Source organism: Streptomyces kronopolitis (assembly GCF_014646275.1).
Lineage (GTDB): Bacteria > Actinomycetota > Actinomycetes > Streptomycetales > Streptomycetaceae > Streptomyces > Streptomyces kronopolitis.
In genome coordinates this window covers 136,679-154,978 of record NZ_BMND01000017.1, presented here as the reverse complement: position 1 = coordinate 154,978, position 18,300 = coordinate 136,679, and the positions used below count along the sequence as shown (strand labels likewise).

At 73.1% G+C, this 18,300-nt stretch carries 16 protein-coding genes; 3 read left to right on the top strand and 13 right to left on the bottom strand.

The genetic code is table 11. The annotated features are described in order from the left end of the window. From IEY78_RS19670 to rimP, 4 genes are all read right to left on the bottom strand, one after another. Nucleotides 1–296: translation initiation factor IF-2 N-terminal domain-containing protein (locus tag IEY78_RS19670; RefSeq protein WP_189100041.1), on the bottom strand; the 296-nt coding region annotated here is incomplete at its 3' end. A 164-nt stretch (nucleotides 297–460) separates the two neighbouring features. Continuing rightward, entirely contained in the window at nucleotides 461–757 is a 297-nt protein-coding gene (locus IEY78_RS19665; protein WP_189100039.1) for a YlxR family protein, read from the bottom strand. Between the two features lie 136 nt (nucleotides 758–893). Further along, nucleotides 894–1,883 carry a transcription termination factor NusA gene (gene nusA / locus IEY78_RS19660; RefSeq protein WP_189100037.1) on the bottom strand — a complete coding sequence of 330 codons (990 nt, stop codon included), beginning with the start codon at nucleotides 1,881–1,883 and terminating at the stop codon, nucleotides 894–896. Between the two features lie 2 nt (nucleotides 1,884–1,885). Further along, nucleotides 1,886–2,479 (bottom strand): ribosome maturation factor RimP, encoded by a 594-nt coding sequence (gene rimP, locus IEY78_RS19655; RefSeq protein WP_189100035.1) that lies wholly within the window; start codon nucleotides 2,477–2,479, stop codon nucleotides 1,886–1,888. A gap of 151 nt (nucleotides 2,480–2,630) precedes the next feature. Between rimP and IEY78_RS19650 the strand changes: the two genes are divergently transcribed. The 3 genes from IEY78_RS19650 to IEY78_RS19640 are packed head-to-tail and all read left to right on the top strand — an operon-like array spanning nucleotide 2,631 to nucleotide 4,687. After that, on the top strand, nucleotides 2,631–3,164 hold the full coding sequence (locus IEY78_RS19650) for a hypothetical protein (protein WP_189100077.1): 534 nt from the start codon (nucleotides 2,631–2,633) through the stop codon (nucleotides 3,162–3,164). Between the two features lie 49 nt (nucleotides 3,165–3,213). Then, nucleotides 3,214–3,729, top strand: coding sequence for a ferritin-like domain-containing protein (locus tag IEY78_RS19645; RefSeq protein WP_189100033.1), 516 nt, complete (start codon nucleotides 3,214–3,216; stop codon nucleotides 3,727–3,729). A 46-nt stretch (nucleotides 3,730–3,775) separates the two neighbouring features. Further along, nucleotides 3,776–4,687 (top strand): aminoglycoside phosphotransferase family protein, encoded by a 912-nt coding sequence (locus tag IEY78_RS19640; RefSeq protein WP_189100032.1) that lies wholly within the window; start codon nucleotides 3,776–3,778, stop codon nucleotides 4,685–4,687. A 60-nt stretch (nucleotides 4,688–4,747) separates the two neighbouring features. Here IEY78_RS19640 and IEY78_RS19635 read toward each other — a convergent pair whose 3' ends face one another. From IEY78_RS19635 to IEY78_RS19595, 9 genes are all read right to left on the bottom strand, one after another. Continuing rightward, on the bottom strand, nucleotides 4,748–6,457 hold the full coding sequence (locus IEY78_RS19635; protein ID WP_189100030.1) for a proline--tRNA ligase: 1,710 nt from the start codon (nucleotides 6,455–6,457) through the stop codon (nucleotides 4,748–4,750). Nucleotides 6,458–7,001: 544 nt separating this feature from the next. Beyond that, nucleotides 7,002–7,538 (bottom strand): GNAT family N-acetyltransferase, encoded by a 537-nt coding sequence (locus tag IEY78_RS19630; RefSeq protein ID WP_189100028.1) that lies wholly within the window; start codon nucleotides 7,536–7,538, stop codon nucleotides 7,002–7,004. A 43-nt stretch (nucleotides 7,539–7,581) separates the two neighbouring features. Continuing rightward, entirely contained in the window at nucleotides 7,582–8,427 is an 846-nt protein-coding gene (locus IEY78_RS19625; protein ID WP_189100026.1) for a GNAT family N-acetyltransferase, read from the bottom strand. A 175-nt stretch (nucleotides 8,428–8,602) separates the two neighbouring features. Next, the gene (gene ispG / locus IEY78_RS19620) at nucleotides 8,603–9,760 is read right to left on the bottom strand and encodes a flavodoxin-dependent (E)-4-hydroxy-3-methylbut-2-enyl-diphosphate synthase (RefSeq protein WP_129249747.1); all 1,158 of its coding nucleotides are present in this window, start codon (nucleotides 9,758–9,760) and stop codon (nucleotides 8,603–8,605) included. Nucleotides 9,761–9,935: 175 nt separating this feature from the next. Continuing rightward, complete coding sequence (locus IEY78_RS19615; protein ID WP_189100024.1) at nucleotides 9,936–11,237, bottom strand: M50 family metallopeptidase; 1,302 nt, start codon at nucleotides 11,235–11,237, stop codon at nucleotides 9,936–9,938. Beyond that, nucleotides 11,234–12,508, bottom strand: coding sequence for a 1-deoxy-D-xylulose-5-phosphate reductoisomerase (dxr, locus tag IEY78_RS19610; protein WP_189100023.1), 1,275 nt, complete (start codon nucleotides 12,506–12,508; stop codon nucleotides 11,234–11,236). The genes IEY78_RS19615 and dxr overlap by 4 nt, the downstream gene beginning before the upstream one ends. A gap of 145 nt (nucleotides 12,509–12,653) precedes the next feature. Further along, nucleotides 12,654–14,573, bottom strand: a complete 1,920-nt coding sequence (locus IEY78_RS19605; RefSeq protein ID WP_189100021.1) for an acyl-CoA dehydrogenase family protein — start codon at nucleotides 14,571–14,573, stop codon at nucleotides 12,654–12,656. A gap of 293 nt (nucleotides 14,574–14,866) precedes the next feature. Next, nucleotides 14,867–16,327: an aldehyde dehydrogenase family protein gene (locus tag IEY78_RS19600; protein WP_229700054.1), complete on the bottom strand. Its 1,461-nt coding sequence runs from the start codon at nucleotides 16,325–16,327 to the stop codon at nucleotides 14,867–14,869. Nucleotides 16,328–16,543: 216 nt separating this feature from the next. Further along, complete coding sequence (locus IEY78_RS19595; protein WP_189100019.1) at nucleotides 16,544–18,211, bottom strand: PucR family transcriptional regulator; 1,668 nt, start codon at nucleotides 18,209–18,211, stop codon at nucleotides 16,544–16,546. Between the last annotated feature and the right edge of the window lie 89 nt (nucleotides 18,212–18,300).

Below are 18,300 nucleotides of genomic sequence, written 5' to 3'. Positions count from 1 at the left end.
GCGGGGCCCGGCTTGGGTGCGCCGCCCGGCTTCGGGGCAGCGGGACGGGCCGCCTGCGCCGGGGAGGGCGCGGACGGCTTCGCGGGGGCCGACTTGCGCGGCGCCGCGGGCTTGCCGGCGGCGCGGCCGTTGCCGCTGCCTGCCTGGAAAGCGTCGGTCAGCTTGCGAACAACCGGCGCCTCGATCGTCGAGGACGCCGAACGGACGAATTCACCAAGCTCTTGGAGCTTGGCCATGACGACCTTGCTCTCAACGCCGAACTCCTTGGCGAGTTCGTATACCCGGACCTTAGCCACTTCGCTCCTTCTAGGTCCGGGTTGTCCACCGGACCGTCGCTACTTCATGGGCGTACTCATCGCGTACTCATCGAGTGCTCATCGCAATCTCGACCTACTTCCGACTCGCGAGGTACCTGACCGCACGGTTTTCCGTGCGCTGTGCGTTTCTTGCTGCTGTGCCTTTAGTGCAACGGCGGCTGCTCGACGGGCGTCCGCTCGATGAACCGACGAAGCTCCGTGGTGTCGAACGGTCCCCGGGCCCGGTAGGCCCGGTTGAACGCCCGGCGGCGAACCGCCAGGTCGAGGCAGACCGGTGTCGGGTGCACGTACGCACCCCGGCCGGGCAGCGTACCGCGAGGATCGGGGGCACACTGACCCTCGATCTCCACGATGCGCAGCAAATCGCCCTTGGCCGCTCGCTCCCGGCATCCCAGACACGTGCGCTCAGGGCATGCGCGGGCATGCGTCCGGCCAGACACTGCTTAAGTCTACCTCCCCGTGCCGGCCCGACCCCGCTGGGGTAATGGCCGAACGGCTGCTCAGAATTCCCTGCGGGGCTCCGCGGCACCACCGATTTTCGGGGGCCGCGGCGCCCGCCGGCTACACCGCGTGTGCTCAGTCCTGCTCGGTGTGCTCGGTGTCGGGGCGGATGTCGATCCGCCAGCCCGTGAGGCGGGCGGCGAGCCGGGCGTTCTGCCCTTCCTTCCCGATGGCCAGCGACAGCTGGTAGTCGGGGACGGTGACCCGGGCGGAGCGCGCCGCCAGGTCCACGACCTCGACCTTGCTGACCCGGGCCGGCGACAGCGCGTTCGCCACCAGCTCGGCCGGGTCGTCCGACCAGTCCACGATGTCGATCTTCTCGCCGTGCAGCTCGGCCATCACCGCGCGCACCCGGCCGCCCATCGGGCCGATGCAGGCGCCCTTGGCGTTCAGGCCGGAGCGGGTGGACCGGACGGCGATCTTGGTGCGGTGGCCGGCCTCGCGGGCGATGGCGGAGATCTCCACCGAGCCGTCCGCGATCTCCGGCACCTCCATGGCGAACAGCTTCTTCACCAGATTGGGGTGGGTGCGCGACAGCGTCACCGAGGGGCCGCGGACGCCCTTGGCCACCCGTACGACGTACGAGCGCAGCCGGGTGCCGTGCGCGTAGTCCTCGCCGGGGACCTGCTCCTGCACCGGCAGCATGGCCTCCATCGGGCCGATGTCCACCAGCACGTTCTTGGGGTCCTTGCCCTGCTGGACGACGCCGGTGATGACGTCGCCCTCGCGCCCGGCGAACTCGCCGAAGGTGATCTCCTCCTCGGCGTCCCGCAGCCGCTGGAGGATGACCTGCTTGGCGGTGGTCGCCGCGATCCGCCCGAACCCGGAGGGGGTGTCGTCGAAGTCGCGGGGCTCGGCGCCTTCCTCCAGGTCGTCCGGGTCCTCCTTCGCCCACACCGTCACATGGCCGGTGTTGCGGTCCAGCTCCACCCGCGCCCGGCGGCGGCTGCCCTCGGTGCGGTGGTACGCGATGAGGAGGGCCGACTCGATCGCCTCGACCAGCAGGTCGAACGAGATCTCCTTCTCCCGCACCAGACCCCGCAGGGCACTCATGTCGATATCCACGGCTACGCCTCCTCCTTGTTCTCGTCGTTCACGTCGTTCACATCGTTGTCAGCGGCCTCGTCGATCTCGTCGATCGCTTCGGCCTCGTCGGCCTTCTCGCCGCGCTTGGCGGACTTGCGGTTGAACTCCAGCTCGACGCGCGCCTTGGCGATCTCGTCGAAGGAGAGCCGGCGGGCGGTCGGCTTGCGGCCCTTGACGCCCGGCACTTCGAGGTCCAGCCCGGACTCGTCGAGAGCGGTGATCCGGGCCACCAGCTCGCCGCCCCCTGCCGCTTCGGTCAGTTGGGCCTTGATGAGGCGGCCGACGGCGCGGCGGTAGTGCCGCAGCTCGGTCAGCGGCCGGTCGGCGCCCGGGGAGGTCACCTCAAGGGTGTACGGGGCGCCGCCCATCGCGTCGGAGTCGTCCAGGACCTGGGAGGCCTCGCGGCTGAGCTCGGCGCACTCGTCCAGCTGCACGCCCTCGTCGGAATCGACCACGATCCTCAGCACCCGCCGTTTTCCCGCCGGTGTCACCTCGATCTCTTCCAGATCCAGGTCTCGCGCGGCGACGAGCGGTTCAAGCAGTCCGCGCAGCCTCTCGCTCTGGGTGGTGCTCATCCGGGTGACTCCTCGGCCGCGTGTGCTGTTGTGGGTGGGTCGTGTGTCGGATCAAAGCCTATCGGTTCCGGCGGGGTACTGACGATTCGGTGGGTGGTCACGGATACTCTCGCCTGCGGTGATCACGACGAAAGACCCCGGGAAGTGCAACATGCCGAATGCGGCGCTCACACGCAGAAGGACCCTGCTGGCCGGCGCCGCCCTCGGGGGCGCGGCGCTGCTCACCGGCTGCTCCGAGGACGACGGCCCCGGCGGGCCCGAGCATTCCTCCGCCGCCGACCGGCTGCGCAGGAACTCCGCCCGCGACAGCACCGCCCTGCTGGCGCGCTATGACGCGACGCTGCGCGCGCACCCCTCGCTGGAGCCGCGGCTGCGTCCGCTGCGCGCCGAAGTCGCCCGGCACGCCGAGGCGTTCGGCGAGGAGCGCACCGCGCCCGACGGGCCCGCGCACGAGGCCGGCGCGTCCCCGTCCGGGCCGTCGCCGCGCGGCGCCCGGCCGTCCGCTCCCCCGGTCCCCCAGGACGAGCGGGCCGGCCGCAGCGCGCTCGCCGACGCCGAGCGCCGCCTCGCCGGCACCCGCACCGAGGCGCTGGCCGCGGCGCCCCCGGAGCTGGCCCGGCTGCTCGCCTCGGTCGCGGCGGCCGGGGCGGCACACGCGTATCTGCTGGCGGAGCCGGCCCGGTGAAGGGCACCGGGCGAAGCGGCGGAGCCAGGATCGGCGAAGGGACGTGCGGATGAGGGCCACGGCGGTGGACGGCAGAAGCGGACGGCGCGACGACGACGGGCGTGCCGAGCTGACGGCGGTGCAGGCGGCGCTGGCCGCCGAGCACGCGGCGGTGTACGGCTACGGCGTGGTCGGCGGGCGGATCGCCGGTGACCGGCGCAAGGAAGCGCAGGAGGCGTACGACGGACATCGCGCGCGCCGCGATTCGCTGCGCCGGGTGGTGCGCGACCTGGGTGGTACCCCGCAGGCCTCGGCCGCCGCCTATGAGCTGCCCTTCCCGGTCCCGGACGCGGCCGCCGCGGTCCGGCTGGCGGCGGAGCTGGAGGACCGGCTGGCCGCCGTCTACGCCGATCTCGTACGGGCCGGCGGCGGCGTCCGGCGCAAGGAGGCGGCGGCCGCCCTGCGGGAGGCGGCAGTGCGGGCGGTGCGCTGGCGCGGCAGCGGCGTAGCCTTCCCTGGGCTTGCCGAGCGGGCCGCGGCAGCCGCTCCGTCCGGCTCCGCGAGCGCCGCCGCGGGCGCGCTCTGAACGACGGCCGCCGCGCGGTCTTGCCCAGGAAAGGGACAGCTCCAGCATGACAACGGCACCCATCGAACCGCCGCAGCGGTTGGTGAGTTCGCTGAGCGGCGATCCCAGCGGTCCGGCGGGCGAGTGGCTCGCGGCGCTCCCGACGCTGGTTCAGCAGCGGCTGGACGCCTGGCAGCTGACGCTGGAACGGGTGCAGACCCCCGGGGGCCGCAGCAGCCTGCTCGCCCTCGTGCGGCAGCCGGACGGGACGCCCGCGGCGCTGAAGCTGCCCGTGCCGGGGCGGGTCCCGGCGCAGGAGGGCGCGGCGCTGGAGGCGTGGGACGGCTTCGGCGCGGCCCGGCTGCTGCGCACCGACGAGGCGAGCGGTGCGCTGCTGCTGGAGCGGTTGCAGGGCGCGGTGTCGCTGCGGTCGCTGCCGGAGGCGAAGGCGCTGCTGGAGGCGGCCGGTACGGTGCGGCGGCTGTGGGTGCCGGCCGCGGCGGGGCACCCCTTCGAGACGCTGGCCGGGCGCACCGACGAGGCCGTGCGGGCGCTGCGCGCCGCCGGGACCCTGACCCGGTCCGCCGACCCGCTGGTGGAGCAGGCCGCGGAGCTGCGGCGCGCGCTGCCGGACGGGTGCGACGAGCAGTTCCTGCTGCACGGCGCCTTCCGGCAGGGCAAAGTGCTGGCCGGCGAGCGGACGCCCTGGCTGGCGGTGGGCCCGGCGCCGGTGGTCGGCGAGCGGGCGTTCGACCTCGCGGCACTGGTGCTGGACCGGTTCGAGGACCTGATGGCCGGCTCGGGCGCGGGCGCGGCGGCCCGCCGCCGGGTGGCCCGGCTGGCCGACTCCCTGGAGGTGGACCGCGACCGGCTGCGCGACTGGACGCTGTACCGGGCGGTGGACACCGGCGTGCGGGAGGTGGCCGCGGGCGCCCGCCAGCAGGGCGAGCTGCTGCTGGAGTTCGCGGCCTGGCTGTAGCGGACGCACGAGCGGGCCGGCCGGGGATTCGGCCCCGGCCGGCCCGCTGCCGTGCGGTCCTTACGCGCCGAGGCGGGCGACGGCCTCCTCGACCGTCAGCTCCTCGCGCTCGCCGGTGCGGCGGTCCTTGACCTCGACGACGCCCTCGGCAGCGCGGCGGCCAGCGACCACGATGACCGGCACGCCCAGCAGCTCGGCGTCGGTGAACTTCACGCCCGGCGAGACCCCGGCCCGGTCGTCGACCAGGACCCGCAGGCCCGCGGCGCCGAGCTGCTCGCCGACCTCCAGCGCCAGCTCGGTCTGCTTGGCCTTGCCGGCCGCGACCACGTGCACATCGGCCGGCGCGACCTCGCGCGGCCAGCACAGGCCCTTCTCGTCGTGCGTCTGCTCGGCGAGCGCGGCCACCGCACGGGAGACGCCGATGCCGTACGAGCCCATGGTGACCCGGGCGGGCTTGCCGTTCTGGCCGAGCACGTCGAGCTCGAAGGCGTCCGCGTACTTGCGGCCGAGCTGGAAGATGTGGCCGATCTCGATGGCGCGGTCGATCTTCAGGCCGGCGCCGCACTTCGGGCAGGGGTCGCCGGGCTCGACGACGACCACGTCGAGGTACTCGTCGACCTCGAAGTCCCGGCCGGCGACGACGTTGCGGGCGTGCTTGCCGTCCTTGTTGGCGCCGGTGACCCAGGCCGTGCCGGGGGCCACGCGCGGGTCGGCGAGGTAGCGGAACGCCTTGCCGGCCAGGCCCTGCGGGCCGACGTAGCCGCGGACCAGGTCGGGCCGGTCGGTGAAGTCCTCGGCGGTGACCAGCTCGACGGTGGCCGGCGCGAGGTGCTCGCCGAGCTTGCCGAGGTCCACCTCGCGGTTGCCCGGGACGCCGACCGCGACGATCTCGCCGTCGACCTTGACCAGCAGATTCTTCAGGGTCGCGGCCGCCGGTACGCCGAGGAACTCAGCCAGGGTCTCGATGGTCGGGGTGTCGGGGGTGTCCAGCTCCTCGACCGGGCCGTGCGCGGCGCCGTCGACCGGGGCGACCTTGACGGTGACGGCCTCGGTGTTGGCGGCGTAGTCGCACGAGGGGCAGTCCACGAAGGTGTCCTCGCCGGCCGCGGCCGGGGCCAGGAACTCCTCGGAGGCGGAGCCGCCCATCGCGCCGGAGACGGCGGAGACGATGCGGTAGTCCAGGCCCAGCCGCTCGAAGATCTTCTGGTAGGCCGCGCGGTGCAGGGCGTAGGACTGCTCCAGGCCCTCGTCGGTGGTGTCGAAGCTGTACGAGTCCTTCATCTGGAACTCGCGGCCGCGCAGCACACCGGAACGGGGACGGGCCTCGTCGCGGTACTTGGTCTGGATCTGGTAGAGGATCACCGGCAGGTCCTTGTAGGACGTGCACTGGTCCTTGACCGTGAGGGTGAAGATCTCCTCGTGGGTGGGGCCGAGGAGGTAGTCGGCCCCCTTGCGGTCCTGGAGGCGGAAGAGCAGGTCGCCGTACTCCTCCCAGCGGCCGCTGGTCTGGTACGGCTCCTTGGGCAGCAGCGCCGGCAGCAGGACCTCCTGGCCGCCGATGGCGTCCATCTCCTCGCGCACGATGCGGGAGACGTTCTCCAGGACCTTCTTGCCCAGCGGCAGCCACGTCCAGATGCCGGCGGAGGAGCGGCGGACGTACCCGGCGCGGACGAGCAGCTTGTGGCTGGCGGTCTCGGCGTCGGCCGGGTCGTCGCGCAGTGTCTTGACCATCAAGCGGGACATGCGCTGGACCTGTGCGGCGTGGGCCATGGGAGATTCTCCTGCGTAAGAAAGATGACTCCCTGGAGATTAGCCTTTGGGGTCACTGGGGCGAAAATGCGTTGTCGCTGCGCTTGGTTTTTCTTCCCACGTTGTCGGCTGGCCCGCCGTGGTGGTTTCTCGCCGTTGCGCTGCGCGCGGCGGCCTGCACGTTGTCGGCTCCCCCGCCGTTCCGGCTTTTCGCCGTAGCGCCTGCGGCGGGCGTGGGTGGTCGGGTGCGGTGCCGCTCCTCCGGACTCCGTCCTGCGGCGCGGCCCCTCCCGTGAGTGGGTGGGAAAGGCCGGTGGGGGCGGGCCGTTCACGTCCAGTTGCCGTGCCTGCGGTGATCGGACCCACCCACGTGCACCCGACCACTCACGGACACCCCCACGGGTCTCCCCCACCCCCAACGGAAGGGGCCGGACCGCAGGACGGAGTCCGGAGGGGCGGCACCGCAGCCGAACCGCCAGCGCAGCGGCAACAAGCCCGCCGCAGGCGCAACGGCGAGAAACCACCACGGCGGGACAGCCGAAAACGTGGGAAGAAAGGCGACCGCCTAACGCCGACGCAGGGGAAGGGGCGCGCCCATGACCGCGTACGGGGTGGGGGCGCTGGGGAAGAGGACGCGGCGGGCCAGGTCCTGGTAGCCGAGGGAGCGGTAGAGGTGGCGGGCGGGGCTCTCGGTGTCGATGGCGGAGAGGATGGAGCGGGGTTCGCCGGTCTCGTCGGTGATGCGGGTGATCAGGGCGCGGCCGATGCCGCGGTGCTGGTGGGCGGGGTGGACGTGCAGCTCGGTGATGGTGAAGGAGTCGTCGAGCCAGTGGTCGAGGGCCGCGCTGCGGAGGTAGGGCTCGACGACCGTGGACCACCAGTGGGCGCGGTCGTTGGGCATGCCGTAGACGAAGCCGAGCAGCCGGCCGTCGGGGGCGGTGGCGCCGAGGGCGCGGGCGCCGGTGCAGCCGAGGTGGCGCAGCACGATGTGCCGGCGGACGGCGATCTCCTCATCGCTCAGGCCGAAGGCGAGCGCCTGGACGGCCAGCGCGTCATCGACGCGGGCAGCAAGATCGAGCGGGCCGACCGCGACGTCATTCATGCCCGGAGCGTACAAGGCGGCGGGCCCGAACAATACGCCGCGATCAGAAGAGGACACTCATGAAGGCACCGACCTCTTCGAAGCCCACCCGGCGGTAGGAGGCGCGGGCGGCGGTGTTGAAGTCGTTGACGTAGAGGCTGACGACGGGGGCGACATCGCGCAGGGCGTAGCGCAGCACGGCGGCCATGCCGGTCTCGGACAGGCCCTGGCCGCGGTGGGCGGGGTCGACCCAGACGCCCTGGATCTGGCAGGCCCGCTGGGTGGCGGCGCCGATCTCGGCCTTGAAGATGACCTTGCCGTCCTCGATGCGGGCGAACGAGCGCCCGGCGCCGACGAGTTCGGCGACCCGGGCCTGGTAGAGGAGGCCGCCGTCGCCGGCCATCGGGGAGATGCCGACCTCTTCGGTGAACATAGCCACGCAGGCGGGCATGATCAGGTCCATCTCGTTCTTGCGGATCCGCCGGACGTCCGGGTCGGGTGCGATCTCGGCGGAGGGTGCGGTGGTGACCATCAGCGGCTGGCGGGTGCGGATCTCGCGGGCCGGTCCCCAGTACGGCTCCAGGAGCGACCAGAGTTCGGTCGTGGCGGCCGCGGGGCCGACGATGGACGAGCAGCGGCGGCCCTGGCGGCGGGCGCGTTCGGCGAAGCCGCGGACGGCCTCGGAGGTGGCGCAGACCGGGACGAGGTTGGCGCCGGCGTAGCAGAGCGACTCCAGGCGGCCGCCGACATACCAGCCCCACATCTCGCCGCCGAGCCGCCAGGGGTCGAGGCCGGCGATCTGCACCCGGGCGGCGACAAAGGCATTGGCGACCGGATCACGGTCCAGGACCGCGAGGGCGTCGTCGAGCTCCCCGGGCTCGAGGACCTTGATGGCAGTGGTCGTCAGCACGTGTCGGACAGCCTCACCGTTACGGGCCTGGGAGGCCAGGCGATAGCAGGTCCTGGCACTTTACCTCGCGGTCGCGGGGAGCACCCGGCCCCGGCGGGACGGAGCGCCCCGGGCGGCCGGGAGCCCCGCGGCCCGGTGCGGGCGGCGGGGCTCGGCGGCTGCGGGAGGGCGGGGCTCAGCCCGCGGCGGAGACGACCGGGGCGCCGGAGGCGACGCCGTCGGCCTCCATCTGCGCGGCGATCTTCAGCGCCTCTTCGATCAAGGTCTCGACGATCTTCGACTCGGGGACGGTCTTGATGACCTCGCCCTTGACGAAGATCTGGCCCTTGCCGTTGCCGGAGGCGACGCCGAGGTCGGCCTCGCGGGCCTCGCCGGGGCCGTTGACGACGCAGCCCATGACGGCGACGCGCAGCGGCACCTCCATGCCCTCCAGGCCCGCGGTGACCTCGTCGGCGAGCTTGTAGACGTCGACCTGGGCGCGGCCGCAGGACGGGCAGGAGACGATCTCCAGCCGGCGCTGGCGGAGGTTGAGCGACTCCAGGATGGAGATGCCGACCTTGACCTCTTCGGCGGGCGGCGCGGACAGCGAGACGCGGATGGTGTCGCCGATGCCCTCGCTGAGCAGTGCGCCGAAGGCGACGGCCGACTTGATGGTGCCCTGGAAGGCGGGGCCGGCCTCGGTGACGCCGAGGTGGAGGGGGTAGTCGCTCTGGGCGGCGAGCTGGCGGTAGGCGTTGACCATCACGACCGGGTCGTTGTGCTTGACCGAGATCTTGATGTCGCGGAAGCCGTGCTCCTCGAAGAGGGAGGCCTCCCACAGCGCGGACTCGACGAGCGCCTCGGGGGTGGCCTTGCCGTACTTCTGGAGCAGGCGGCGGTCCAGGGAGCCGGCGTTGACGCCGATCCGGATCGGGGTGCCGGCGTCGGAGGCCGCCTTGGCGATCTCCTTGACCTTGTCGTCGAACTGCTTGATGTTGCCGGGGTTGACGCGGACCGCGGCGCAGCCGGCGTCGATGGCGGCGAAGACGTACTTCGGCTGGAAATGAATGTCCGCGATGACCGGGATCTGGGACTTCCGGGCGATCACCGGCAGCGCGTCGGCGTCGTCCTGCGTCGGGCAGGCGACGCGGACGATCTGGCAGCCGGAGGCCGTCAGCTCGGCGATCTGCTGCAGCGTCGCGCCGATGTCGGACGTGCGTGTGGTCGTCATCGACTGCACCGAGACCGGTGCGTCTCCGCCCACGGCGACCGTACCGACCTGGATCTTGCGGCTGACCCGGCGGTCGGCGAGCTTGGTCGGTACGTCCGGCATTCCCAGTGAAATGGCAGTCATCTGGCGAGCAACCCCAAGGTGTGGATCTAGGCCCCGCGTCGGCGGGCTCCGGCCTTCGAGGTTACGGCACCGGGCTCAAAGGAGGCACATCCGCTCCCCGGGGCACCACGAAAGGGGACGGCCGGGCACCTCCAAACGCCGCAGAGGTGCCCGGCCGTCCCGCCCGCCGGCGCCGTCAGGTCAGCTTCACCGGATTCACCACGTCGGCGACGAGCACCAGCAGGGTGAAGCAGATGAAGATCCCGGCGACGACGTAGGCGATCGGCATCAGCTTGGCGACGTCGAAGGGGCCGGGGTCGGGCCGCCGGACGATCTTGGCGAAGGCCCGCCGGATCGACTCCCACAGGGCCCCGGCGATGTGCCCGCCGTCCAGCGGCAGCAGCGGCAGCATGTTGAACAGGAACAGCGAGAGGTTGAAGCCGGCGACCAGGAAGAGCATGGTCGCCACCCGCTGCTCCGGCGGGATGTGCAGCGAGAAGACCTCGCCGCCGACCCGGGCCGCGCCGACCACGCCCATCGGGGAGTCCTGCTTGCGCTCGCCGCCGTTGAAGGCCGCGTTCCACAGGTCGGGGACCTTGGCGGGGAGGTTCACCAGCGAGGAGACGCCCTGCTCGACCATGTTGCCCATGCGGTCGACGGACTGGCCGAAGGTCTGCGGGACCACGCCGCTGGCCGGGGTGAAACCGAGGAATCCGGCGCTGACGAACTGGCCGGGCACATAGCCGCCGTGGCCGTCGGTCTTGGCGACCTTGTTCTCGATCAGGTCGGCGTGCAGGGTCGTCCGGGCGCCGTGCCGCTCGACAACCAGGGTGGCGGGCCCGGTGGTGTCGCGGATCTGCCGCTGGAGGGCGTCCCAGTCGGGGACGGCGCGGCCGTTGAACGACACGATCTTGTCGCCGGCCCGCAGGCCCGCGGCCTTGGCCGGGGAGTCCTTGGCGCCGGCCGGACACTTGTCGGTCTTGGCGGCCGCCGAGATGACGCAGTCCGAGACGGAGCCGACCGAGGTCGTCTGGGTGTTGATGCCGAAGCCCATCAGCACGCTCATGAAGATCACGACCGCCAGGATCAGATTCATGAACGGCCCGGCGAACATCACGATGACGCGCTTCCAGGGCTTGCGGGTGTAGAAGAGCCGCTTCTCGTCGCCGGGCTGCATCTCCTCGAAGGCCGCCGAGCGGGCGTCCTCGATCATGCCGCGGAACGGCGAGGTGGAGCGGGCCTGGAGCTTTCCGTCGTCCCCGGGCGGGAACATCCCGATCATGCGGATGTAGCCGCCGAGCGGGACGGCCTTGATGCCGTACTCGGTGTCGCCCTTCTTGCGGGAGAAGAGCGTCGGCCCGAAGCCCACCATGTACTGCGGCACGCGGATGCCGAACAGCTTGGCCGTGGAGAGGTGGCCGAGCTCGTGCCAGGCGATGGAGAACAGCAGGCCGACGACGAAGACGACTATGCCGAGGATGGTCATCCAGGTCGTCATGCGCGAGCCTCCGAAGGTGTCCGTGCCGCACGGGCGGCCAGTTCGCGGGCGCGGGCGCGCGCCCAGGTCTCCGCTTCCAGGACGTCCGCGACCGTCAGGGAAGTTCCCCGGGCGGGCGTGCCGTGTGCGGCGACCACATCGGCGACGGTATCCACAATCCCTGTGAACGGCAGCCCGCCCCGGAGGAATGCCTCCACGCATTCCTCGTTCGCCGCGTTGAAGACGGCCGGTGCGGTGCCGCCCAGCTCGCCCACGTGGCAGGCCAGCGGGACGGACGGGAAGGCCGACCCGTCGAGCGGGAAGAACTCCCACTTCTGGGCGTTCGTCCAGTCCACGCCCGGTGCGGCGTCGGGGACCCGCTCGGGCCAGCCGATGCCCAGCGCGATCGGCATGCGCATGTCGGGCGGGCTGGCCTGGGCGAGCGTGGAGCCGTCGGTGAACTCCACCATCGAGTGGATGTAGGACTGCGGATGGACGACGACCTCGATGCGCTCGAAGGGCACGTCGAACAGCAGATGCGCCTCGATGACCTCCAGCCCCTTGTTGACGAGGGTCGCGGAGTTGATCGTGACGACCGGGCCCATCGACCAGGTGGGGTGGGCCAGCGCCTGCTCGGGGGTGACCCCGGCCAGCTCCCGCTTCGTCCGGCCGCGGAACGGGCCGCCGGAGGCGGTGACCACGAGCTTGCGGACCTCGGCGCGGGCGCCGCCGGCCAGCGCCTGGAAGAGCGCGGAGTGCTCGGAGTCGACGGGGATGATCTGGCCGGGCGCGGCGACGGCCTTGACCAGCGGGCCGCCGACGATCAGCGACTCCTTGTTGGCGAGGGCCAGCACATGGCCGGCCTTCAGGGCCGCCAGCGTCGGGGCGAGGCCGATGGAGCCGGTGATGCCGTTGAGGACGGTGTGGCAGGGCGAGGCGGCCAGGTCGGTGGCCGCGTCGGGGCCGGCCAGGATCTCGGGCAGCGGCTCGCCCGCGCCGTAGCGGTCCGCCAGTGCCGCGCGCAGCGCCGGCACGGCGTCCTCGCGGGCCACGGCGACGGCGGTCACCCGCAGCTGGTGCGCCTGCTCGGCGAGCAGCTCGACCCGGCCGCCGGCCGCGGAGAGCGCGGTGACGTGGAAGCGGTCGGGGTTGCGCAGCACGATGTCGATCGCCTGGGTGCCGATCGAACCGGTCGAGCCGAGGATCACCAGGGAACGGGGCCCGTGCGGGCCGTCCGGATCGCCGGCGGCGGGCTCGAAGCGCAGGTGCGGATGGGCGAGGGAGTCCGTCATGGGGTCCATTGTGGCCGGTCGCCGGGGCGCCGCGGACACCAAGGGCGCATCCCGGCGATCATCGGGGCCCCGGCGCCCGGCACGCCTCGGGGCCGCTGCGGCGGCGGACTGCCGCAGCGGCCCCGGGGCGCGCACCGCGCGTGGGTCAGCTGATGGGCCGCCGCACGTTGTCCGTCCTGCTCGGGCCCGGGGTGGCGTCGGCGATCCAGGGGCCGTCGCCGCTGGGGTCGACGATGCCGTCCTCCAGCCAGGTGTAGCTGCCGCCGAGGACCCCGGAGACGACCTTGCGGTCGAGGTCGTCGGTGTTGGTCCACAGCCGGCCGAACAGCTCCTCGATCCGGATCCGCGCCTGCCGGCAGAAGACGTCGGCCAGCTGCTGGGCCTCGCGGCCGTGGTCGTCGGTCTCCCGGAGGTACTCGGCGCGGACGCAGGCGGCGCTCATCGCGAACAGCTCCGCGCCGATGTCGACGATCCGGCCGAGGAAGCCCTGCTTGGTCTCCATCCGGCCCTGCCAGCGCGACATCGCGTAGAAGGTGGACCGGGCGAGCTTGCGGGAGGTCCGCTCGACGTACCGCAGATGCCCGGCGAGCATCCCGAACTCCTGGTAGGTGCGCGGGAGCTGGCCCGGCCCCGCGACGAGCTTGGGCAGCCAGCGGGCGTAGAAGCCGCCGGCCTTGGCCGCCGCCCGGCCCTTGTCGGCGAGGGTCTTGTCGGGGTCGATGAGGTCGCCGGCGACGGACAGATGGGCGTCCACCGCCTCGCGGGCGATCAGCAGGTGCATGATCTCCGTGGAGCCCTCGAAGATCCGGTTGATGCGCATGTCGCGCAGCAGCTGCTCGGCGGGGACGGCGCGTTCGCCGCGGGCGGCGAGCGAGTCGGCGGTCTCGAAGCCGCGTCCGCCGCGGATCTGGACGAGTTCGTCGGCGATCAGCCAGCCCATCTCGGAGCCGTAGAGCTTGGCGAGGGCGGCCTCGATGCGGATGTCGTTGCGGTTCTCGTCAGCCATCTGCGAGGAGAGGTCGACGACCGCCTCCAGGGCGAAGGTGGTGGCGGCGATGAAGGAGATCTTGGCGCCGACGGCCTCGTGCTCGGCGACCGGGCGGCCCCACTGCTCGCGGGCCCCGGACCACTCGCGGGCGATCTTCAGGCACCACTTGCCGGAGCCGACGCACATCGCGGGCAGCGACAGCCGCCCGGTGTTGAGGGTGGTCAGCGCGATCTTCAGGCCGGCGCCCTCGGGGCCGATACGGTGGGCGGCGGGGACCCGCACCCGGTGGAAGCGGGTGACGCCGTTCTCCAGGCCGCGCAGGCCCATGAAGGCGTTGCGGTGCTCGACGGTGACGCCGGGCGAATCGGCCTCGACGACGAAGGCCGTGATGCCGCCCTTGTGGCCCTCGGAGGCGGGCACCCGCGCCATGACCACCAGCAGGTCGGCGACCACGCCGTTGGTGGTCCACAGCTTCACGCCGTCGAGGACGTAGTCGTCGCCGTCCGGGACGGCCGTGGTCGCCAGCCGGGCCGGGTCGGAGCCGACGTCGGGCTCGGTCAGCAGGAACGCGGAGATGTCCGTGCGCGCCAGGCGCGGCAGGAAGGTCTCCTTCTGCTCCTTGGTGCCGAACAGCTTCAGCGGCTGCGGTACGCCGATCGACTGATGCGCGGAGAGCAGCGCGCCGATGGCGGGGCTGGCGGTGCCGACCAGGGACAGCGCCCGGTTGTAGTAGACCTGGGTCAGTCCGAGGCCGCCGTACTTGGCGTCGATCTTCATGCCGAGCGCGCCGAGTTCCTTGAGCCCGTTGACGGTCTCGTCCGGAATCTTTCCCTCGCGCTCGATCCGGGCGCTGTCGATCTTCGTCTCGCAGAACTCGCGCAGCGTGGCGAGGAATTTCTCGCCCCGGCGCACGTCGTCGACCGCAGGGGTGGGATGCGGATGGATGAGGTCGAGCCTAAAGCGCCCCAGGAACAGTTCCTTGGCGAAGCTGGGCTTGCGCCAGTCCTGCTCACGGGCCGCCTCGGCGACCTGGCGTGCTTCGCGCTCGGAAACGTTGCGGATGGATGGAGCGGTCATCAGGAGCTCACCTCGCCGCGGGTTCGGGAGTTCAGCGCCGGCGGGCCGGTCGGCCGCTGGACAGCGCTACTTGTGAGAGTTACCCGATCCGCACGGGTTGCACCACTGGAGGTACGAGGAGAAGACGGGCGCAAGGGCGCCCGCGCGCCATGGGGGGCCTGCGCCGCGCCGCCGGTCCGGCGCGGCGCGGGGCTCTCGGCCCTTCGGGGGGTGCGGGACGCCGCCGCGGACCCCGGAAAACGGAGCGGCGCGCTCCGGGCACGAGGTGCCGGGAGCGCGCCGCGCGCCGGGTACTACAGCGCGAGTCCGGTGAGGACCAGGACCCGCTCGTAGGTGTAGTCGTCCATCGCGAAGCGCACGCCCTCGCGGCCCACGCCGGACTGCTTGACGCCGCCGTAGGGCATCTGGTCGGCGCGGTAGGACGGCACATCGCCGATGATCACGCCGCCGACCTCCAGCGCCCGGTGGGCGCGGAACGCGGTCTGCACGTCGTGCGTGAACACGCCCGCCTGGAGGCCGAACTTGGAGTCGTTGACGGCCGCGAAGGCCTCCGCCTCCCCGTCGACCTTCTTGAGGGTGAGCACCGGGCCGAAGACCTCTTCGCAGGCGAGCGTGGCGCCGGCGGGCACCTCCGCCAGCACCGTCGGCGCGTAGGAGGCGCCGTCGCGCTTGCCGCCCGCGAGCAGCTTCGCGCCGCGCTCCACGGCCTCGTCCACCCAGGACTCGACGCGCTTGGCGGCGTTCTCGTCGACCAGCGGGCCGACCTCGGTCGCGTCGTCGGAGGGGTCGCCGGTGACCTGCGCCTCGACGGCCGCCACGATCTTGGGCACCAGCCGGTCGTAGACGGAGGCGTCGGCGATCACCCGCTGCACGGAGATGCAGGACTGGCCGCCCTGGTAGTTGGAGAAGGTGGCGATGCGCTGCGCCGCCCAGTCCAGGTCCGCCTCGGAGGAGAAGTCCGGCAGGACGACGGCGGCGCCGTTGCCGCCGAGTTCCAGGGTGCAGTGCTTGCGCGGCACCGAGTCGAGGATCGCGTAGCCGACCTTCTCGGAGCCGGTGAAGGAGACGACCGGCAGCCGCTCGTCCTGCACCAGCGCCGGCATCCGGTCGTTGGGCACCGGGAGGATCGACCAGGAACCGGCCGGCAGCTCGGTCTCGGACAGCAGCTCGCCGAGGATCAGGCCGGAGAGCGGGGTGGCGGGGGCCGGCTTGAGGATGATCGGGGCGCCGGCGGCGATGGCCGGGGCGATCTTGTGGGCGCAGAGGTTCAGCGGGAAGTTGAACGGGGCGATGCCCAGGACCGTGCCGCGCGGGAAGCGGCGGGTCAGCGCGAGCCGGCCGGCGCCGCCCGCGTCGGTGTCCAGCCGCTGCGCCTCGCCGCCGTTGAAGCGGCGGGCCTCCTCGGCCGCGAAGCGGAACACCGAGACGGCCCGGCCGACCTCGCCGCGCGCCCACTTCATGGGCTTGCCGTTCTCCGCGGAGATCAGCCGGGCGATCTCCTCCGTACGCTCCACCAGCCGGCGGTGCACGTGGTCCAGGGCCGCGGCGCGCACGTGCGCGGGGGTCGCGGCCAGCTCGTCCTGCACGGCGACGGAGGCGGCGACCGCCTCCTCGACCTGCTCCTCGGTGGGGACGCTCACGGTGCCGACGAGACGCCCGTCCCAGGGGGAGGTGACATCGAAGGTGGCCTCGCCGGTGGCCTCGCGGCCGGCGAGCCAGAAGGCGGTGGGGGCTGCATCAGTGGGGATCGGCACAGTGGAACCCGGCCCTTCAGACGTGGTGGGTGGTGCGCATGGCTCAGCGAGCGCCTCTGCGGTTTTGGCTCTGCACCCACGGTAGGGGGACGGCGGCGCCGTGGCGTTTGTCCGTAGCGTAGTAATCGACGGGCCGGTCCCTCCGCGGTGGAGGGGGCGTACGGGGCGGGTGCGGGGGCGTGGCCGAGGTGCTCACCCCGGGGACGGCCGGACCCGTCACGGGGCGGGCGGCGGGCCGGATCCGGTCTCCGGTGACGAGGTCGCCTTCAGCGCCAGCCAGAGCTCCATCCGCACGTCCGCGTCGTCCAGCGAGCGCCCCAGGATCTCCTCCACGCGCCGCATCCGGTAGCGCAGGGTGTGGCGGTGGACGCCCAGGTCGGCGGCGGCCGCGTCCCACTGGCCGTGCCGGGCGAGCCAGGCCCGCAGCGAGGCCACCAGATCGCCGCGGCCGGTCGCGTCGTGCTCGCGCAGCGCCCGCAGCAGCCCGTCCGCGAAGGCGCGGACCGCGTCGTCGGCGAGCAGCGGCAGCACGGAGCCGGCCGCCACGTCCTCGTGCTCGACCAGCGTCCGGCCGCGGCGGCGGGCCACCGACAGCGCCTGTTCGGCCTGGCGGTAGGCGTGGGCGGCGGCCATCGGCCCGGTCGGCGCGGACAGCCCGACGGCCACCGTCCCGCCGTGGCCGCCCGCCCCCCGCCCGGAGCGCCCGCGCGCACGCGGCCGGGCGCCGGCGCGGGAACCGGCCTCGGCGGCATGGGCGGCGGCCACGGCCGCGGCCGCGCCGCCGTCCGCGACCAGCACGACCAGCCGGCCGGCGTCCGGCACGGCGAGCAGCGCCTCACCGGTCCGGGCGGCCGCGGAGTCCATCGCGTCGGCCAGCGCGTCCAGGCCACCCGGGACGGCGGCGCCCCCGGCCGCCCCCGGCGCCTGCTCCTCGGCGGGCACCGGCTCGGCGACCACCACCCGGAACGGCGCGTCCAGCAGCCCGCCGTAGAGCCGCCCGGCCACCGCCCGGGCATGGTCCGGCTCCCCCGCGAGCAGCATCTTCAGCACCGCGGCGCCCAGCCGCGCCTCGGCGTCCTGCAGCGCCCTGGAGCGCTCGGTGGTCAGGGTGAGCAGCGCGACCGCGGAGTGCACGGCGAAGCGTTCGGCGGTGCCGAGCGGCGCGGCGGTGCCGACCGCGAGCACCCCGCGGGCCCGCCGCCCGGTGCCCAGCGACTGCAGCTCTACCCGGTCGTCGCCGTCGGTGTCGCTGACCACCGAGCTGGCGGGCGCGGGGCGCCCGCGCAGGCGTCCGACGTCCTCGGTGAGCCGGGCCGCGCGCCGGGCCGCCCAGTCGGGGGCGGCGGCCACCACCGCGCCCGAGGCGTCGTAGAGCGCGGCCCAGCCGTCCAGATGGGCCGCGAGCCGGGCCAGGAGTTCGGCCGGGCCCTCGGCGCCGAGCGCCGCCCGGGTCAGCTCCCGCTGCGCCTCGAACCCCGCGGTCACCGCGCGGTACTGGTCGGCGGCGACGGCGGCCGAGACCGCCTTGCTGATCGCGATGAACGGGGTCCGGCGGGGCACCCCGAGCAGCGGCAGCCCCTCCTCCGCGGCCGCCTCGACCAGCGCCTGCGGCACCCCCTCGTAGTTCACCCCGACCGCGAAGCCCAGCCCGACCACCCCGGCCCGGGCGATGCGCCGCACATAGCTGCGGGTCGCCTCGGTGTCCTCGGCGTCCAGCTTCAGCGCGGTGATCAGCAGCAGCTCGCCGCCCTCCATGTAGGGCACCGGGTCGATCAGCTCGCTCGCGTGCGCCCAGCGCACCGGCACGTCCAGCTGCTCCTCGCCGGCGAGGACGGTCAGCTTGAGCGCGGTGTGGTTGACGAGAGAGGCGAGCGTGTGCGGCATGGGACCTTCGAGACCTCGACGACTGCGGGGACGACCGGCCGGCAGCCGGCCACCGGCCGACCCGCGAGGACCGGCCACCGCCCCTTCCT

What these genes read in the sequence shown, in the direction of transcription:
- IEY78_RS19615 (WP_189100024.1), bottom strand. Translation starts at nt 11,237, where the DNA reads ATGACGACCTGGATGACCATCCTCGGCATAGTCGTCTTCGTCGTCGGC.
- IEY78_RS19645 (WP_189100033.1), top strand. Translation starts at nt 3,214, where the DNA reads ATGAGGGCCACGGCGGTGGACGGCAGAAGCGGACGGCGCGACGACGAC.
- IEY78_RS19640 (WP_189100032.1), top strand. Translation starts at nt 3,776, where the DNA reads ATGACAACGGCACCCATCGAACCGCCGCAGCGGTTGGTGAGTTCGCTG.
- IEY78_RS19595 (WP_189100019.1), bottom strand. Translation starts at nt 18,211, where the DNA reads ATGCCGCACACGCTCGCCTCTCTCGTCAACCACACCGCGCTCAAGCTG.
- IEY78_RS19650 (WP_189100077.1), top strand. Translation starts at nt 2,631, where the DNA reads ATGCCGAATGCGGCGCTCACACGCAGAAGGACCCTGCTGGCCGGCGCC.
- IEY78_RS19630 (WP_189100028.1), bottom strand. Translation starts at nt 7,538, where the DNA reads ATGAATGACGTCGCGGTCGGCCCGCTCGATCTTGCTGCCCGCGTCGAT.
- dxr (WP_189100023.1), bottom strand. Translation starts at nt 12,508, where the DNA reads ATGACGGACTCCCTCGCCCATCCGCACCTGCGCTTCGAGCCCGCCGCC.
- rimP (WP_189100035.1), bottom strand. Translation starts at nt 2,479, where the DNA reads ATGAGCACCACCCAGAGCGAGAGGCTGCGCGGACTGCTTGAACCGCTC.
- IEY78_RS19635 (WP_189100030.1), bottom strand. Translation starts at nt 6,457, where the DNA reads ATGGCCCACGCCGCACAGGTCCAGCGCATGTCCCGCTTGATGGTCAAG.
- IEY78_RS19605 (WP_189100021.1), bottom strand. Translation starts at nt 14,573, where the DNA reads ATGACCGCTCCATCCATCCGCAACGTTTCCGAGCGCGAAGCACGCCAG.
- ispG (WP_129249747.1), bottom strand. Translation starts at nt 9,760, where the DNA reads ATGACTGCCATTTCACTGGGAATGCCGGACGTACCGACCAAGCTCGCC.